Source organism: Streptomyces sp. NBC_01268, assembly GCF_036240795.1.
Classification (GTDB): domain Bacteria; phylum Actinomycetota; class Actinomycetes; order Streptomycetales; family Streptomycetaceae; genus Streptomyces.
On record NZ_CP108454.1, the window covers coordinates 5,678,377 to 5,691,801 of the forward strand.

General features: G+C 74.6%; 11 protein-coding genes. 4 read left to right on the plus strand and 7 right to left on the minus strand.

Features of this window, described 5'->3' with window-relative positions; genetic code table 11:
- Positions 1-23: 23 nt before the first annotated feature.
- The 7 genes from OG309_RS25760 to ligD form a co-directional block, all read right to left on the minus strand.
- Positions 24-1,424 carry an FtsW/RodA/SpoVE family cell cycle protein gene (locus tag OG309_RS25760; RefSeq protein ID WP_329424138.1) on the minus strand — a complete coding sequence of 467 codons (1,401 nt, stop codon included), beginning with the start codon at positions 1,422-1,424 and terminating at the stop codon, positions 24-26.
- Between the two features lie 77 nt (positions 1,425-1,501).
- Positions 1,502-2,842, minus strand: coding sequence for a HAMP domain-containing sensor histidine kinase (locus OG309_RS25765; protein ID WP_329424140.1), 1,341 nt, complete (start codon positions 2,840-2,842; stop codon positions 1,502-1,504).
- Positions 2,839-3,648 carry a hypothetical protein gene (locus OG309_RS25770; RefSeq protein ID WP_329424142.1) on the minus strand — a complete coding sequence of 270 codons (810 nt, stop codon included), beginning with the start codon at positions 3,646-3,648 and terminating at the stop codon, positions 2,839-2,841. Before OG309_RS25770 ends, OG309_RS25765 begins: the two co-directional genes overlap by 4 nt.
- 16 nt (positions 3,649-3,664) lie before the next feature.
- Positions 3,665-4,357, minus strand: coding sequence for a class F sortase (locus tag OG309_RS25775; protein ID WP_329424144.1), 693 nt, complete (start codon positions 4,355-4,357; stop codon positions 3,665-3,667).
- A gap of 193 nt (positions 4,358-4,550) precedes the next feature.
- Positions 4,551-6,641, minus strand: coding sequence for a PBS lyase (locus OG309_RS25780; RefSeq protein WP_329424145.1), 2,091 nt, complete (start codon positions 6,639-6,641; stop codon positions 4,551-4,553).
- A 351-nt stretch (positions 6,642-6,992) separates the two neighbouring features.
- Positions 6,993-8,036: an ATP-dependent DNA ligase gene (locus OG309_RS25785; RefSeq protein WP_329424147.1), complete on the minus strand. Its 1,044-nt coding sequence runs from the start codon at positions 8,034-8,036 to the stop codon at positions 6,993-6,995.
- A gap of 40 nt (positions 8,037-8,076) precedes the next feature.
- A complete protein-coding gene (ligD, locus tag OG309_RS25790) occupies positions 8,077-8,961 on the minus strand; it encodes a non-homologous end-joining DNA ligase (protein WP_329424149.1) in 885 nt (294 codons plus the stop codon).
- Positions 8,962-9,031: 70 nt separating this feature from the next.
- Between ligD and ku the strand changes: the two genes are divergently transcribed.
- The 4 genes from ku to OG309_RS25810 all read left to right on the plus strand — a co-directional run bounded on the left by ku (position 9,032) and on the right by OG309_RS25810 (position 13,252).
- The gene (ku, locus tag OG309_RS25795; RefSeq protein ID WP_329424151.1) at positions 9,032-10,210 is read left to right on the plus strand and encodes a non-homologous end joining protein Ku; all 1,179 of its coding nucleotides are present in this window, start codon (positions 9,032-9,034) and stop codon (positions 10,208-10,210) included.
- Positions 10,211-10,628: 418 nt separating this feature from the next.
- Positions 10,629-11,363, plus strand: coding sequence for a response regulator transcription factor (locus OG309_RS25800; protein WP_329424153.1), 735 nt, complete (start codon positions 10,629-10,631; stop codon positions 11,361-11,363).
- 44 nt (positions 11,364-11,407) lie between these two features.
- The gene (locus OG309_RS25805; RefSeq protein WP_329424155.1) at positions 11,408-12,328 is read left to right on the plus strand and encodes a hypothetical protein; all 921 of its coding nucleotides are present in this window, start codon (positions 11,408-11,410) and stop codon (positions 12,326-12,328) included.
- A gap of 246 nt (positions 12,329-12,574) precedes the next feature.
- Positions 12,575-13,252, plus strand: a complete 678-nt coding sequence (locus tag OG309_RS25810; protein ID WP_329424157.1) for a 4'-phosphopantetheinyl transferase family protein — start codon at positions 12,575-12,577, stop codon at positions 13,250-13,252.
- The last annotated feature ends 173 nt before the right edge of the window (positions 13,253-13,425 follow it).

Consider the following 13,425-nt stretch of genomic DNA (forward strand, 5'->3'; position numbering starts at 1 on the left):
GTCCTTCGTGTCGCGGTCCGCCGTCACTTCGCGTCCTCCGTGATCGGTGCGATGACCCCGCCGTCGGCCATGTCGGGGCGGGGGGCCCGGGCCGAGTCGGAGACCTGGACCAGGAGGGCCACGATGATCCAGTTGGTGACGACGGAGGAGCCGCCCTGGGCGAGGAACGGCATCGGCATGCCGGTGAGCGGGATCAGGCCCATCACCCCGCCGGCGATGACGAAGACCTGGAGGGCCAGGATCGAGGCGAGGCCGATCGCGAGGAGCCGCCCGAAGGCGTCGCGCAGGGCGAGGCCGGCCCGGTAGCCGCGCGCGACGAGCAGGGCGTAGAGCAGGAACAGGGCGGTCAGGCCGACCAGGCCGAGCTCCTCGCCCGCGGTGGCGAGGATGAAGTCGGACTTGGCGGCGAAGCCGATCAGGATCGAGTGGCCGAGCCCGAGGCCCGCCCCGAGCATCCCGCCGGCGGCGAAGGCGAAGAGCGACTGGGCCAGCTGACCGGGTCCGTCGCCGGCCCGGATCGAGGCGAACGGGTCGAGCCAGTCCGTGACCCTGCCGTGCACGTGCGGTTCGAGGGAGCCGACCAGGAAGGCCCCGGCCGCGGCGAGCACGAGCCCGACCGCGATCCAGCCGGTCCGGCCGGTCGCCACGTACAGCATGATCACGAAGAGGCCGAAGAACAGCAGCGAGGTGCCCAGGTCGCGTTCCAGGACCAGGACGCCGACGCTGAGCAGCCAGATCGCGACGATCGGGCCGAGGACCCGGCCGGTGGGGAACTGGAGCCGCCAGACCGTGCGGCCGGTGTAGGCGAGCGCGTTGCGGTTGGCGGCGAGGTACGCGGCGAAGAAGACCGCGAGCAGGATCTTCGCGAACTCCCCGGGCTGGAAGGAGAGTCCGCCGATCCGGATCCAGATCTTGGCCCCGTTCACGGCGGGGAAGAAGATCGGCAGGATCATCAGGGCGAGGGCCGTCGCCACCGACAGGTACGCGTACCGCTGGAGCACCCGGTGGTCGCGCAGCAGCAGCACCACCACGATGAACAGGCCGACGCCGAGCGTCGACCAGACCAGCTGGGTGGGGGCGGCCCGGTCGCCGGGGGTCTCCAGGTCGAGCCGGTAGATGAGGACCAGGCCGAGTCCGTTGAGCAGGACGGCGATCGGCAGCAGCAGCGGGTCGGCGTAGGGGGCGCGCCATCGGACCGCGAGGTGCGCGAGCAGGGAGAGGAGTCCGAGCCCGGCGCCGTACCGGGCGGCGTCCGGCGGCACGGCGCCGCTGCGGGCCAGGCCGACCTCCGCGTAGCCGTAGACGCAGATGAGGACGGCGCAGACGAGGAGCGAGAGTTCCACGCCGCGGCGCCTGGGGATGCGCAGCCCCGGCGGGGGCGCGTCCCGCGCGTCCTTCGTGTTCGTCGGCGGCGGTGCGGTCATGGACCGCAACGTAGCAAGCAGTAAGCCTTATGTCCCTTTTGTGTGACGGTGTGCCGCCGGGCGGCCGTCAGGCGCCGTCAGCGGCCGGTCGCCCCGGGGCCCTTGGCGCCGCGGCCTTCGGCGCCCGGGCCCTCGGTCGCGGCGGGGTCCGCCCCGGCCTCCGGATCCGCGAGCGGCACGTACTCCGGGAGCGTCAGCCGGGCGACCGCCCCGCCGTCCGGCGCGTTGGCGAACACCAGCTCCGCGCCGATCACCTCGGCCTGCCCCGCCGCGATCGTCAGACCGAGCCCGTGGCCCTTGCCGCCGCTCTCCGTACGGAACCGCTGCGGGCCCGCGGCCAGCAGGTACTCCGGATACCCGGAGCCGTGGTCCCGTACGGTCACCACCGGTCCGTCCACGCTCAGCACCACCGGCGGCAGTCCGTGCCGGTGCGCGTTGGCGACCAGGTTGCCGAGCACCCGCTCCAGGCGCCGCTTGTCCGTCTCCACCGTCGCGCCGCGCACGATCCGCACCTCGGTCGTGGTGCCGGAGCCCCGCACCACCCGTTCCGCCAGCGGGCCGAGCTCGTGCACGGCGAGGTCGACGGTCTCGGTGCCCGCGTCGAGGCGGGAGATCTCCAGCAGGTCCTCGGTGAGCCCGCGCATCGCCCGCACCCGGTCCCGGACCAGCTCCGACGGGCGTCCCTCGGGCAGCAGTTCGGCCGCGGCTGACAGGCCGGTCAGCGGGGTGCGCAGCTCGTGCGCCACGTCGGCGGTGAAGCGCTGCTCGGTCTGCAGCTTGCGCTGGAGTGAGGAGGCCATCGTGTCGAGCGCCCCGGAGACCGTGGCCACCTCGTCCTGGGGGCGCGAAGGGTCCTCGGTACGGGGGTCGTTGACGCGTGCGTCGAGGTCGCCGGCGCTGATCCGCCGGGCCACCTGCGCGGTCAGGTGCAGCCGCCGGGTGATCCGGGTGACGGCGAAGGCGCCGACGAGCAGGGTGGCGCCGATGGCGAGCACGGAGGAGCCGAGGATCGAGCGGTCCAGGCCGTCGATGGTGGCCGCGCTGGTCGTGTAGTCGACGCGGACGGCGAGGGCCCTGCCGTCCGCCGGGCCCGCCGCCCACATCGTCGGCCGCCCCTGGTACTCGGTGACCATCGTGCCCCGGTCGCCGCGCAGCGCGAGGGCGCGCAGCGAACCGGGCAGCCCGTCCGGGTCGACCCCGGCGAAGCGGGGGAGCGGCTCGCCCGACTCGTACAGCCGGCTGACCTCGTCGAGCCGGCCGAGCGCCTTGTCGCGGGAGTCCTTGACGGTCTGGCCGGCCACCGACACGTGGACGAGCACGCCGAGGAGCGCCGCGAGCGCGCAGCACATGACGGTGATGAAGACCGCGGCCTTCCAGGTGAGGGTCGCGGTCCAGGCGGGCAGCAGGGGTCGCCTCACTGGCTCACCTCGGGCGGTGCCGCGTCGGGCCGTCCGGCCCCGGGCGCGGCGGGCGGCGGCGCGACCGGGTGCGGGGTGGCGCTGGGGCTGACGAACGCGGGCGCCGGGACGACCGAGGTCCCGGGGCCCGGCGGCTTGACCCGCACGATCTCGTCCCGTGCGGGCAGCATCGTGCGCTGCTGCTCGTCCCAGGACCAGGCGGTCCGGTACTCGTAGCCCGGGATGCCCGCCGAGCTGACCCGCATGATCAGGTCCCGGCCGGCCAGCTCGACGCTGATCACCTGGTCGACGGTGGACATGATCCGGGTCAGTCCGCCGTTCTCGGCGAGGTAGACCCGCACGCCGAGCTGCTGGTCGGGCATCCGGATGCCGACGATCAGCTCGTCGCGACCGTTGCCGGTGAGGTCGCGGTAGTACGGGGCGAGGACCGGGCAGTCCTTGTGGTCGGTGGTGCAGGCCTCGATCGCCCGGGTCGTCTGCTCGTACAGCCCGTCCGCGCCGCTGCGGGCGTCGCCGTGGGCGCGGACCTCCGCCTGGACCACCGCCACCGCGTCGACGGAGTGGACGTCGTTGTCGGGGACGTCGATGCCGGGGACCCGTTCGGTGTCGGACTCGCCGTAGTCGATCGGCGGGTTCGTCGCGGGCGGCACGTCGGGCCAGAGCCGGACCGGCCCCACGGCGGTGGGGGTGGGGCCCGCGCTCTTCAGCTCGCCCTGGTTGCCGCAGCCGGCCAGGGCGAGCGCGCCGAGCAGCACCGCGGCCGGGACGGCCGCGGCGCCGATGAGGTGTACTCCGCGCGGTCTCACGCTGTTCCTTCGCGTCTCACTTCACCAGGTCGGCGAAGACGATGATGTTGTCGGTCCGGTGCCCGTCCCGGACGGGTCCCCCGCAGGTGATGAGGCGGAGCTCGGGGCGGTCGGTCTTCCCGTAGACCTTATTCGTAGGGAAGTCCTTTTTGTCTACCTGCTGTATCTCACGGACCGCGAACCGGGCCGTGGTGCCGTCCGCCCTTCGGACTTCGATCAAGGACCCCGCACCGAGCTTCGCCACGTTCCGTAGCAGCGCCGGACCCCGGGCCGTGTCGTAGTGCGCCACCAGGACGGCGGCGCCGCGCTCGCCCGGCGTCACGCTCCCTGTGTACCAGCCCGGCTGCTCCGCCTGTTCGACGGAGGGCACCTGGAGCTCCCCGTCCGCGTCCAGGCCCAGGCGCAGGACGGGCCCCGCGTCCACGTCCGCCGAGGGGACCACCAGCCGGACCGGCTCCGAGGCCGCCATCGGCCGCACGGCCGCGCGGTGCTCCGCCGGGGCCGCGGAGACATGCGGCACCCGCACGTCGGGCGCCGTGGCGGCCGTCCCCGCCCCCGCGCAGCCGACGACCGTGCCACCCCCGACGGCCAGCGCGAGCACGCTCCCGGCGAGGAGCCGCCGGTGGCGGGCGGGGGTGCGGCGGTGCGGCGTGCGGCCGGGGGAGGCGAGGCCGGGGGTACGGGAGGTGCGGCGCGGGACACGGCTCATGGCGGGCTCCGATTCGGGCGGGACTGAGGCCGAATCCGAACCTAAATGCCCTAGTTCGCGGTGATGTAACGGTCGGCCGGAGGTGAGGCCGCGAAGCCGTCACACCTGCCGGCGCGCAGGGCCCCGCCCCCGCCGACGACGTACCGGGACGCGCGCCCTCACGGCGCCGGCCGGACGGGCCTCGCCCCCGCCGTCACATCCGGTGCCGCTCCATCCGGGCCAGCGCCGCCCGGCACAGCGTGAGCAGCTTCTCGTCGTCGTGCACGTCGTGCGAGCCCGCACCGTCCTCGCGCGCGTTGTGGCGGTGTCTTCGGGCCAGCTCGGTACGGATCGCGAACTCCGCCTCCGCCGCCGCCGGGCCCATCTCCGCCAGGCACTCGGCCACCGTCACCCGCGTGTGCCGGTTCTCCTCCCAGGCCGCCAGCAGCACCGGCAGCACCGTCTCCGCGTCGCCCGACACGCGCCACAGGGCAGCCGCCGAACGCACCCGGACCCACAGGTCCCGCGCCCCGAGCCCCGCCCGCAGCGCCGGGGCCGCCGCGGCCGCCGCCGGGCCGATCGCGCCCAGCGCCCGCGCCGCCGCGCACCACTCCGCGCCCGAGGCGCCCGGCCGCAGCCAGCGCCCCAGGGCGTCCAGCGCCTCCGCCGGCGAACCGTCCAGCGCCCACACGGCCTGCGCCGCCATCGAGGACACCGCCGCCGACTCCGCACCGAGCAGCGCCCGCGCGTCCTCCAGCGCCTCCCGGGCCGAGGGCCCGAACGCCGCCAGCGTCCGCAGGCACGCCTCCCGCACCCAGTCCCGCCGGTTCGGCGGCGCCTCGCGCAGCACCCGCAGCACCTCCGGCAGCGCCTGGACGCCCCGGACCGCGCCCAGCGCGCACAGCAGCGGCGCCGCCCGGTCGTACAGGAGCTCGTCCAGCTCCACCTCCGCCAGCCTGCGCCGCAGCGCCGGGGCGAGCGGCAGCGCCGCCGGGCCCAGCGCCTTCACCGCGTACAGCAGCTCGCGCCGCACCTCGCCCTCCTCCAGGGCGCGCGCGAGCAGCGGGATCGCCCGCGCGTCCCCGCAGCGCGCCAGGGCGAGCAGGGCACCGCCCCGCCCGGCCCGCGCCCCCGGACCCGGCAGGCCCAGCGGACCCTGCGGGGCGGCGGCGAGCCGGACCGCCAGCGCGTCCGCCGAGGGGCCCGCCAGCTCGAAGAGGCGCTCCAGGAAGGAGGTGGCGGCCTCGCGCAGCCGCGGCTCCGGATCGCTCAGCTGCGCGCCGACGAGCCGGACCACCTCCTCGTACCGCCCGCGCCACACCCGTATCAGGGCGCCGCACAGCCAGATCGCGTCCGAACGCTGCCCCCAGTCGGGGCTGCGCAGCTGGGCCAGGATGAGCGCGATGCGGTCGTCCACCCGGTCGTCGAGCGCCGTGTGCAGGGTGCGCAGCAGCTCCTCGGTCCACGGCGTGGGGCGGCCCGCCGAGTGCTCCTCCAGGAGCTCGCGGACCTGCCCGATGAGCGTGGGGGTGGCCGCCCGCGGGGTCTCCCCGGCCGGCTCGCCCGGGGCGGTGCGCACCTCGTCGAGGAGGACGGTGACCCGCTCCACCACGTCGTGCGGGATCTCGGCGGGCGCGACCCGGGCCAGCTGGGCGAGGGCCGCGAGCCGCAGCCCGGGCGCCTGCGCGGCGCGCGAGAGCCAGGCCAGCCAGTCGGCGGTCTCGGCGCGCAGCGACTCGTGCCGCAGCGCGAGCCGGCCGACGGCGTGGACCAGGGCCAGGCGCACCTCGGTGTCCCGCTCCACGGTGAGCCGCTCCCGCAGCAGGCCGAGCACCCGGACGGGGTCGGGGTGCAGCGCGGCGAGCGCGCACGGGGCCGCGATCCGCACCTCGGGGTCGGGGTCGCAGACCAGGGCGAGGAAGACGTCGGCCCCGGCGGCGATGGCGGCGGCGGCCATCGCGAAGTTCGCCGCCGGTATGAAGTCCTCGTCCTCCGCGTCGAGTTCGGCCAGCTCCTCGTCGTCGCCGAGGTCGATGCCGCCGATGCTGGTCAGCAACTCGACGATGCAGCCCCGGTCCTGGACCTCGGGGTCGGCGACGAGTTCGAGCAGGAAGGGGATGCAGGCGAGCGTCGAGTCGTACACGTCGCCCTGGTGGTGGACCGCCCCGTACATGCCGTCGATCGCGTTCTCCCGCTCGGCGGGATCGGCGGAGGCGAGTCCGCGCAGCAGCTCCGGCACGTCGTCCGCCGGGCCGTACGCGTGCCCCAACGAGGCCCAGTCGACCTCCTCGATCCCCGTCAGCATGCCAGGCCGCCTTCCCCGTGAGCGCTGTACCAGGCAGCAAGTGTGCACCAACGTGCCGATAACGAGGGCCCGCCTGCGGGACGCTCTCGGCGAACCCCCGCGCGGCCGCTCGCTTTGCGCCACGCGGCGGAACGCCCGTCACCCCGCCGTCACCCCGCCGGAGCCCCGCGGGACCCCTCCCGGACCCCCTCAGGACCCTCACGAGGCCCCCGCACCCGGTCCATACCCGTACCCGGGGACGGCCGACCGGCCCGGTTCCGCACCGGGTGGGCCGCCGGGCGGCCGCGGCGGCGTTTGCTGAGTTTGTCCTGAACGAAGCGCCGGAGGAGGGGGACGATGCGGGCGGGGGAATCAGCCAGTGGGCTCGTTCGTGGCTTGACCGGAGCCGGAGCCCGGGGCAGGCTTCCCCGCCCCGTCCCGCCCGGTCTCCCGTTCCGGCTCCTCCGCCCCCTCCCGTACCCGGACGAAGCGGGCGGTGTCCTGGCGGCCCGCCGGCATCCGCAGCTCGACGGGCAGCTGCTCGGTCAGCGGGCGTACGGTCCCGTGCTCCGGGTCGGCCATCGGCCCGGCGAGGAGCCCCGCCGTCAGCTCGGCGACCTCGCGGGCCTGCGGTGCGGTCAGCCGGGGACTGGTGCGCAGGGTGCGCCCGTCGGGCAGCCGGACGAGGACGGCGTGCGGACGGTCGGGCGGCCCGAAGACGCCGACCAGGACGGCGTCCCGGGTGTCCGCGTACCGCACCTTCCGCCAGGACCAGCTGCCGCCCGGTCGGTACGCAGAGGTCCAGGCCTTCGCCACGATCCCCTCGACGCCCGCCTCCCGCAGGCTCCCGAACCACTCCCGGGCGGTGTCCTCGTCCTCGGTCGCGAGCACCCGCTGGAGCGGCGGGCCGGTGTCGGCGAGGGCCGCGCCGAGCAGCTCCCAGCGCTCCCGCAGGGGCCGGGCCCGCAGGTCGTGGCCGGGGAGGGCGAGCAGGTCGAAGGCGATGTACGAGACGGGGACGCCGGCCCGCTCGCGCTCCCGGTGGGAGCGGAGCAGGTCGGTGAAGCTCAGCCGCCCTTCGCGGTACGCGCAGAGCTCGCCGTCCAGGACGACGCCCGGCGGCAGCCGCTCGCCCAGGTACGCGGCGACGGCAGGGAACTCGGGGGAGAGGTCGCGGCGGGCCCGGGACTGGAGGAAGACCCGGCCGCCGTCGAGGACGAAGGCGAGGGCGCGGAAGCCGTCCAGCTTGAGGGAGTACTGGAGGCCGCCCGGGACGCTGCCCTGCGCGGGGATCTCGTCGGCGGACCGCGGCCGCATCACGTCGACGGGCGGGCGGAGCACGACGCCGGAGTCGGGGCCGGGGCCGGGGCCGGGGCTGGGATCGGGGTCGGGGTCGGGGGTCCGGTACGTGCTCACGGTCCTCCTCCGGGGGTGCGGGCGCCGGCCGCGCGGCCGCTCACGGCAGCGCTCCCGCGGCCGCCGGGTCGAAGAGCGGGGCGAGCAGCTCCCCGTACCGCTCCAGGCGCGGGGCGATGTCGTCCAGGAGCAGGACGAGCCGGTCGGGGGAGGTGCAGGCCTCGACCTCGGCCCAGGTGACCGGCGCCGAGACGGCGGGGAGCGGGCGGGCGCGCAGGGTGTAGGGGGTGGCGGTGGTCTTCGCGGCGGCGTTCTGGCTGTGGTCGACGAAGACCTTGCCCCGCCGCAGCGCCTTGGCCATGCGGTGGACGACCAGCCGGGGGAGCTCCGCCTCCGCCTCGACGGCGAGCGCGCGGGCGTACGCGGAGACCTGCCCGGACGGGGTCGGCTCCAGCGGGACGAGCAGGTGCAGGCCCTTGGACCCGGAGGTCTTCGCGTACGCCGTGAGACCGTCGGCCGCGAGGCGTTCCCGCAGGTGGCGGGCGACCAGGCAGCACTCGACGACGCTCGCGGGCGGTCCGGGGTCGAGGTCGAGGACGAGCCGGTCGGCGACGGCCTCGGAGCCCGCCCGCCACTGCGGGGTGTGGAACTCGACGACCAGGTTGGCCGCCCACATCAGCGAGGCCAGGTCCTGGACCATCACCTGCCGGGCCCGCGGGTCCTCGGAGCGGGGCACGGGGGTGGTCTTCACCCAGGCGGGGGTGCCGGGCGGCGGGTTCTTGGTGAAGAAGAGCTGGCCCTCGGGGCCGTCCGGATAGCGCAGGAAGGAGACCGGGCGGTCGCGCAGATGGGGCAGGATCGCGGCCCCGACGGTGGCGTAGTAGTGCAGCAGCTCGCCCTTGGTGGTGCCGGTGGCGGGGTGGAGGACCTTGTCCAGGTTGCTGAGCGCCAGCCGCCGCCCCTCCACCTCTGTGATGGGCGTCATACGATGAGAATCCCATGATTCCCGACTTCACGGGATGATCACGGCAAACCGGCTCGAAAGGCGATGAAACGTGCGATCCATCTGGAACGGCGCCATATCCTTCGGGCTGGTCAGCATCCCGATCAAGCTGGTGAACGCCACCGAGAGCCGGTCGGTCTCCTTCCGCCAGATCCACCTCGAGGACGGCGGCCGGGTCCGCTACCGCAAGGTGTGCGAGCTCGACGGCGAGGAGGTCTCCGCGGCGGAGATCGGCAAGGCGTACGAGGACGCCGACGGGTCCATGATCCCGATCACCGACGAGGACCTGGCCGCCCTGCCGCTCCCGACGGCGAAGACCATCGAGATCGTGGCCTTCGTCCCGGCGGGGGAGATCGACCCGCTCCAGATGGACGCCGCGTACTACCTCTCGGCGAACGGGGTGCCGGCCGCCAAGCCGTACACCCTGCTGCGCGAGGCGCTGAAGCGCAGCGACAAGGTGGCGGTGGCGAAGTACGCGCTGCGCGGGCGCGAGCGGCTCGGCATGCTGCGGGTGGTCGACGACGTGATCGCCATGCACGGGCTGCTCTGGCCGGACGAGATCCGGGCCCCGGAGGGGGTCGCCCCCGAGACCCCCGTCACGGTGCGGGACGCCGAACTCGACCTGGCGGACGCCTTGATGGCCACCCTGGGCGAGGTCGACATCACCGGCCTGCACGACGACTACCGGGAGGCCGTGGAGGAGATGATCGCGGCGAAGGCCGAGGGTGGCGCGGCGCTGGCACCCGCCGAGCCCGAGGCGGAGGGCGGCGGACAGGTCATCGACCTGATGGCGGCCCTGGAGAGCAGCGTCCGCGCGGCGAAGGAGGCCCGGGGCGAGCCGGGCGGGGAGGCGGCCGGGGAGAAGGTCGCCGAGGTGACCGAGCTCACCTCGCGCAAGAAGGCGGCCCGGGCGCCCGCGGCGCCCAAGGAGACGGGCGCGAAGAAGTCCACGGCGCGGACGGCGACGAAGAAGACGGCGGCACCGGCCCGCAAGTCGACGTCCAGGACGGCGTCCGGCGGATCGTCCGCGAAGGGCACGGCCAAGAGCACGGCCACGAAGAGCACGGCCACGAAGAGCACCGCCAAGTCCACGGCGGCCGGGTCCGCGGCGAAGGGCGCCGCCAAGTCCCCCGCCAGGAGCGCGGCCAGGGGCTCCGCCAAGTCCGCGGCCGAGCCGGCCGCGACGAAGCGGCAGGCGAAGAAGGCGACCCCGCGCAAGCGGTCCGCGTGATCCGGCGGAGGTGGCCGGAAGTGACTCCAGCCACACCCCGAATGGGGGCACGGGTAAAGAATTCGCCATGATGTCGCGGGGGCGTCTCGATATGTGGTCCAGGGGCCTCGCGTACACGTCTGTGGGTAGCGCACACGCGTGTTCCTGACTGTTTTCGGTCGCGACGCGTGCTGGCCGGAGACCGCCCCGACCTGCTGACGGCCCGGCCCGGGCGGGGCGGACGTGTCCGGAATGCTTCGGCCGCCACGGGCCGTACATGCGGCCGGTGTATCCTCGGGGATCAAAAAAGGTCCGGAAAATGTAACCGGAATTCAATGTTCCCCTTTACTTCGCAGACACAGCCCGTTTACGGCGTCGATCTTTGACAAAGCGAAGCGGTGGTTTTTAGACTCGTTGGACAACAGTCTAGGGGGAGACGATGAGTCAGCGTACGCAGGAGAAACCGAAACCTCTGATACCCGACGTTTATATCGACCGTGATTCCGTCGGCTGTGACAGCTGGCGGATCCTCGTGGTGGAGAGCGAGCTCCGGTACGCCGAGTCGCTCGTGACGGGCCTGCGCCGGCACGGCCACCAGGTGTCCACCGTCGAGACCGGCGGCGCCGCGCTCCAGGTCTACACCTCGGCCGACCTGGTCCTGATCGATCTCGAACTGCCCGATCTCGACGGCCTTGAGGTCTGTCGGGCGATTCGCGCCGCCGGAGACACCCCGATCATCGCCGTCACCGCCCGCGGCTCCGAACTCGACCGGGTCCTCGGCCTCCAGGCCGGCGCCGACGACTACATGGTCAAACCGTACGGATTCCGTGAGCTCATGGCCCGTATGCAGGCCGTCATGCGCCGGTCCAGGCCCCGGCCGCGCGTCATGGACGTCATCGACCAGGGCCCGCTCCGCATTGACGCCGGAGCCCGCCAGGTCAGCCTCCACGGAAAGCAGATAGACGTCACCCGAAAAGAGTTCGACGTTCTTTATCTGCTCGCCTCCAATCCGGGAAACGTCGTCCCCCGCAAAAGGCTCATGCAGCAGATATGGGGAGATTCCTGGTCTCGTAGAACCGTGGACACGCACGTGAGCAGCCTCCGCAACAAGCTGGGCTGCCGGGACTGGATCGTCACCATTCGCGGTGTCGGATTCAAGCTCGGCAAAGTGTAATAGGCAGCGTCGGCGCACGGTTTCGGAACACGGAGAATCGGAAAATGGCTCACCCGGCGACGCACCTGCCCCCGCGGGCCGTGTGCGTGGGCGAGGACTGCAGGCGCAGCGCCGTCGACGGCGGCGGCAAACGACGGGTACGGCCGGACCTCCGGCTCTGCCCCCCATGTCTTGGCCGGCTGGTCGCGGCCCTCGAAGAACTTCCCGGCCTCTACGCCGAGTGCGAGCGGGTGCTCGGCGGCGCCGGCCCGGCGCGAGGGTCCGGCGAACGGCGCGGCACCGGCGGCCGGCCCGCCGGAATCCCGCTCAACGGCCCGGCGGCCGAGGTGCGTTCGGCGATCGTCGCCACCCTCGGTTCCTGGAGCGGACTCGTCGCCGAAGAGCGGGGCTTCCCCGCACCCCGGCGCACCCCCGTCCACCTGGCGGCCTTCCTGCTGCGCAGCGCCGAGTGGCTGGCCGCCCACCCCGCCGTCGCGGACGCCACCCGCGAGCTGGCCCGGCTGGTCGGCGCCGCCCGGCGGGTGGCCCGCGAACCGGTGCGCCACCTCCCGGTCGGGCCCTGCGTGGAACCCGGCTGCACGGGCGGACTCGCGGTCGTCGGCGGCACCCGGCGCATCCTGTGCGACGCGGACCCGGCCCACCAGTGGGCGAGCCACGAGTGGACCCGGCTGCGCCGCGCCATGCCCGGCCAGCGCGTGCCCGCCCAGGCCGCCGCGCGGGTCCCGGCCCAGGGCGCGGCACGGGTTCCCGCCCAGGGCACGGCGCCCGCGCCCGAGCCCGTCGAACGCTGGCTCACCGCCCGGGACATCGCGGACCTGTGGGGCGCGCCCACCGGCACCGTCTACCGGCTCGCCAGCGAGCAGCGCTGGCGCAGGCGCAACCGCTGCGGCCGCACGTACTACGCGGAGAGCGACGTCCACGGCAGCTTCAGCGGGCGCCGGCCCCGCACTCCCGCGATGAAGTGACACGGAGGGCCGGGGACCGGGGGGCCGGAACACGGCCCACGGCACCCGCCCACGGCCCCGCCCGCGCACCCGCCCACGGCGCCCGCCCACGGCCCCGCCCACGGCGCCCGCCCACGGCACCTGCGCATGGCGACCACCCCACGGCACCCGCCCCGAGCCCACACCCACCACCCACCACCCCGACGCCCCGCCCCCGGCTCCCGTCCGGACGGCGGGGCGTCGCCGTTCCCGAGGAGATCCCGCCCGATGCAGGCCGAAGCCTGGTTCCTTGAGGTGGACACCGTCCCGTCCGCCGACGCACTCGACACCACCGCCCTCGACGCCCACGAGCGGCAGCGCGCCGCGTCCTTCGTACGGGCCTCCGACCGCACGCTGTACACCGTCGCGCACCTCGCCCTGCGCACCCTCCTCGCGCGCCTCCTCGGCGCCCGCCCCGAGGAACTGGCGTTCGCGCGCGAGCCCTGCCCCTGCTGCGGGGCCGCCCACGGGCGGCCGGTGCTCGCCGTCCCCGAACCGCCGGTGCACTTCTCCCTCTCGCACACCCAGGGCCTGGTCCTCGTCGCCACCGCCCCGGTCCCCGTCGGCGCCGACGCCCAGCTGCGCCCCGCGCCGGGGGACGTGACCGGACTGCTGCCCGCCCTCCATCCCGCCGAACGCGCCGCCCTCGCGACCGAACCCGACCCCGCCCGGCGGGCCGCCGCGTTCGGCCGGATCTGGGCCCGCAAGGAGGCGTACCTCAAGGGCCTCGGCACCGGCCTCGGCCGCGACAGCACCCTGGACGACCTCGCCGCCGACCCGGCCGGCTGGACCGTGGACGACCTGCCCTGCGGCCCCCGCCACCACGCCGCCGTCGCCCTGCGCGCCGCCCGCCCCGACACCCGGCCCCCGGTGTCGCACCACGTCCTGTCCCTGACCGAGTTGTGAGAGAACCCGCGCAGCCCGACCGGGATTTGAGAAACCCGACACAGCTCTGACACAAGCCCCATTGAACGCGGGGGCCCGTCCGAAGAAGCTGGACGTGAAGGTCGGTGCGCTGTCTCCACCGCGCGGCCCGCCCGGCCGGATCCACCTTCCCCGGCCGCCCCCACGCCGTCTCC

What these genes read in the sequence shown, in the direction of transcription:
- OG309_RS25760 (WP_329424138.1), bottom strand. Translation starts at nt 1,424, where the DNA reads ATGACCGCACCGCCGCCGACGAACACGAAGGACGCGCGGGACGCGCCC.
- OG309_RS25775 (WP_329424144.1), bottom strand. Translation starts at nt 4,357, where the DNA reads ATGAGCCGTGTCCCGCGCCGCACCTCCCGTACCCCCGGCCTCGCCTCC.
- OG309_RS25780 (WP_329424145.1), bottom strand. Translation starts at nt 6,641, where the DNA reads ATGCTGACGGGGATCGAGGAGGTCGACTGGGCCTCGTTGGGGCACGCG.
- ligD (WP_329424149.1), bottom strand. Translation starts at nt 8,961, where the DNA reads ATGACGCCCATCACAGAGGTGGAGGGGCGGCGGCTGGCGCTCAGCAAC.
- OG309_RS25800 (WP_329424153.1), top strand. Translation starts at nt 10,629, where the DNA reads ATGAGTCAGCGTACGCAGGAGAAACCGAAACCTCTGATACCCGACGTT.
- OG309_RS25805 (WP_329424155.1), top strand. Translation starts at nt 11,408, where the DNA reads ATGGCTCACCCGGCGACGCACCTGCCCCCGCGGGCCGTGTGCGTGGGC.
- OG309_RS25810 (WP_329424157.1), top strand. Translation starts at nt 12,575, where the DNA reads ATGCAGGCCGAAGCCTGGTTCCTTGAGGTGGACACCGTCCCGTCCGCC.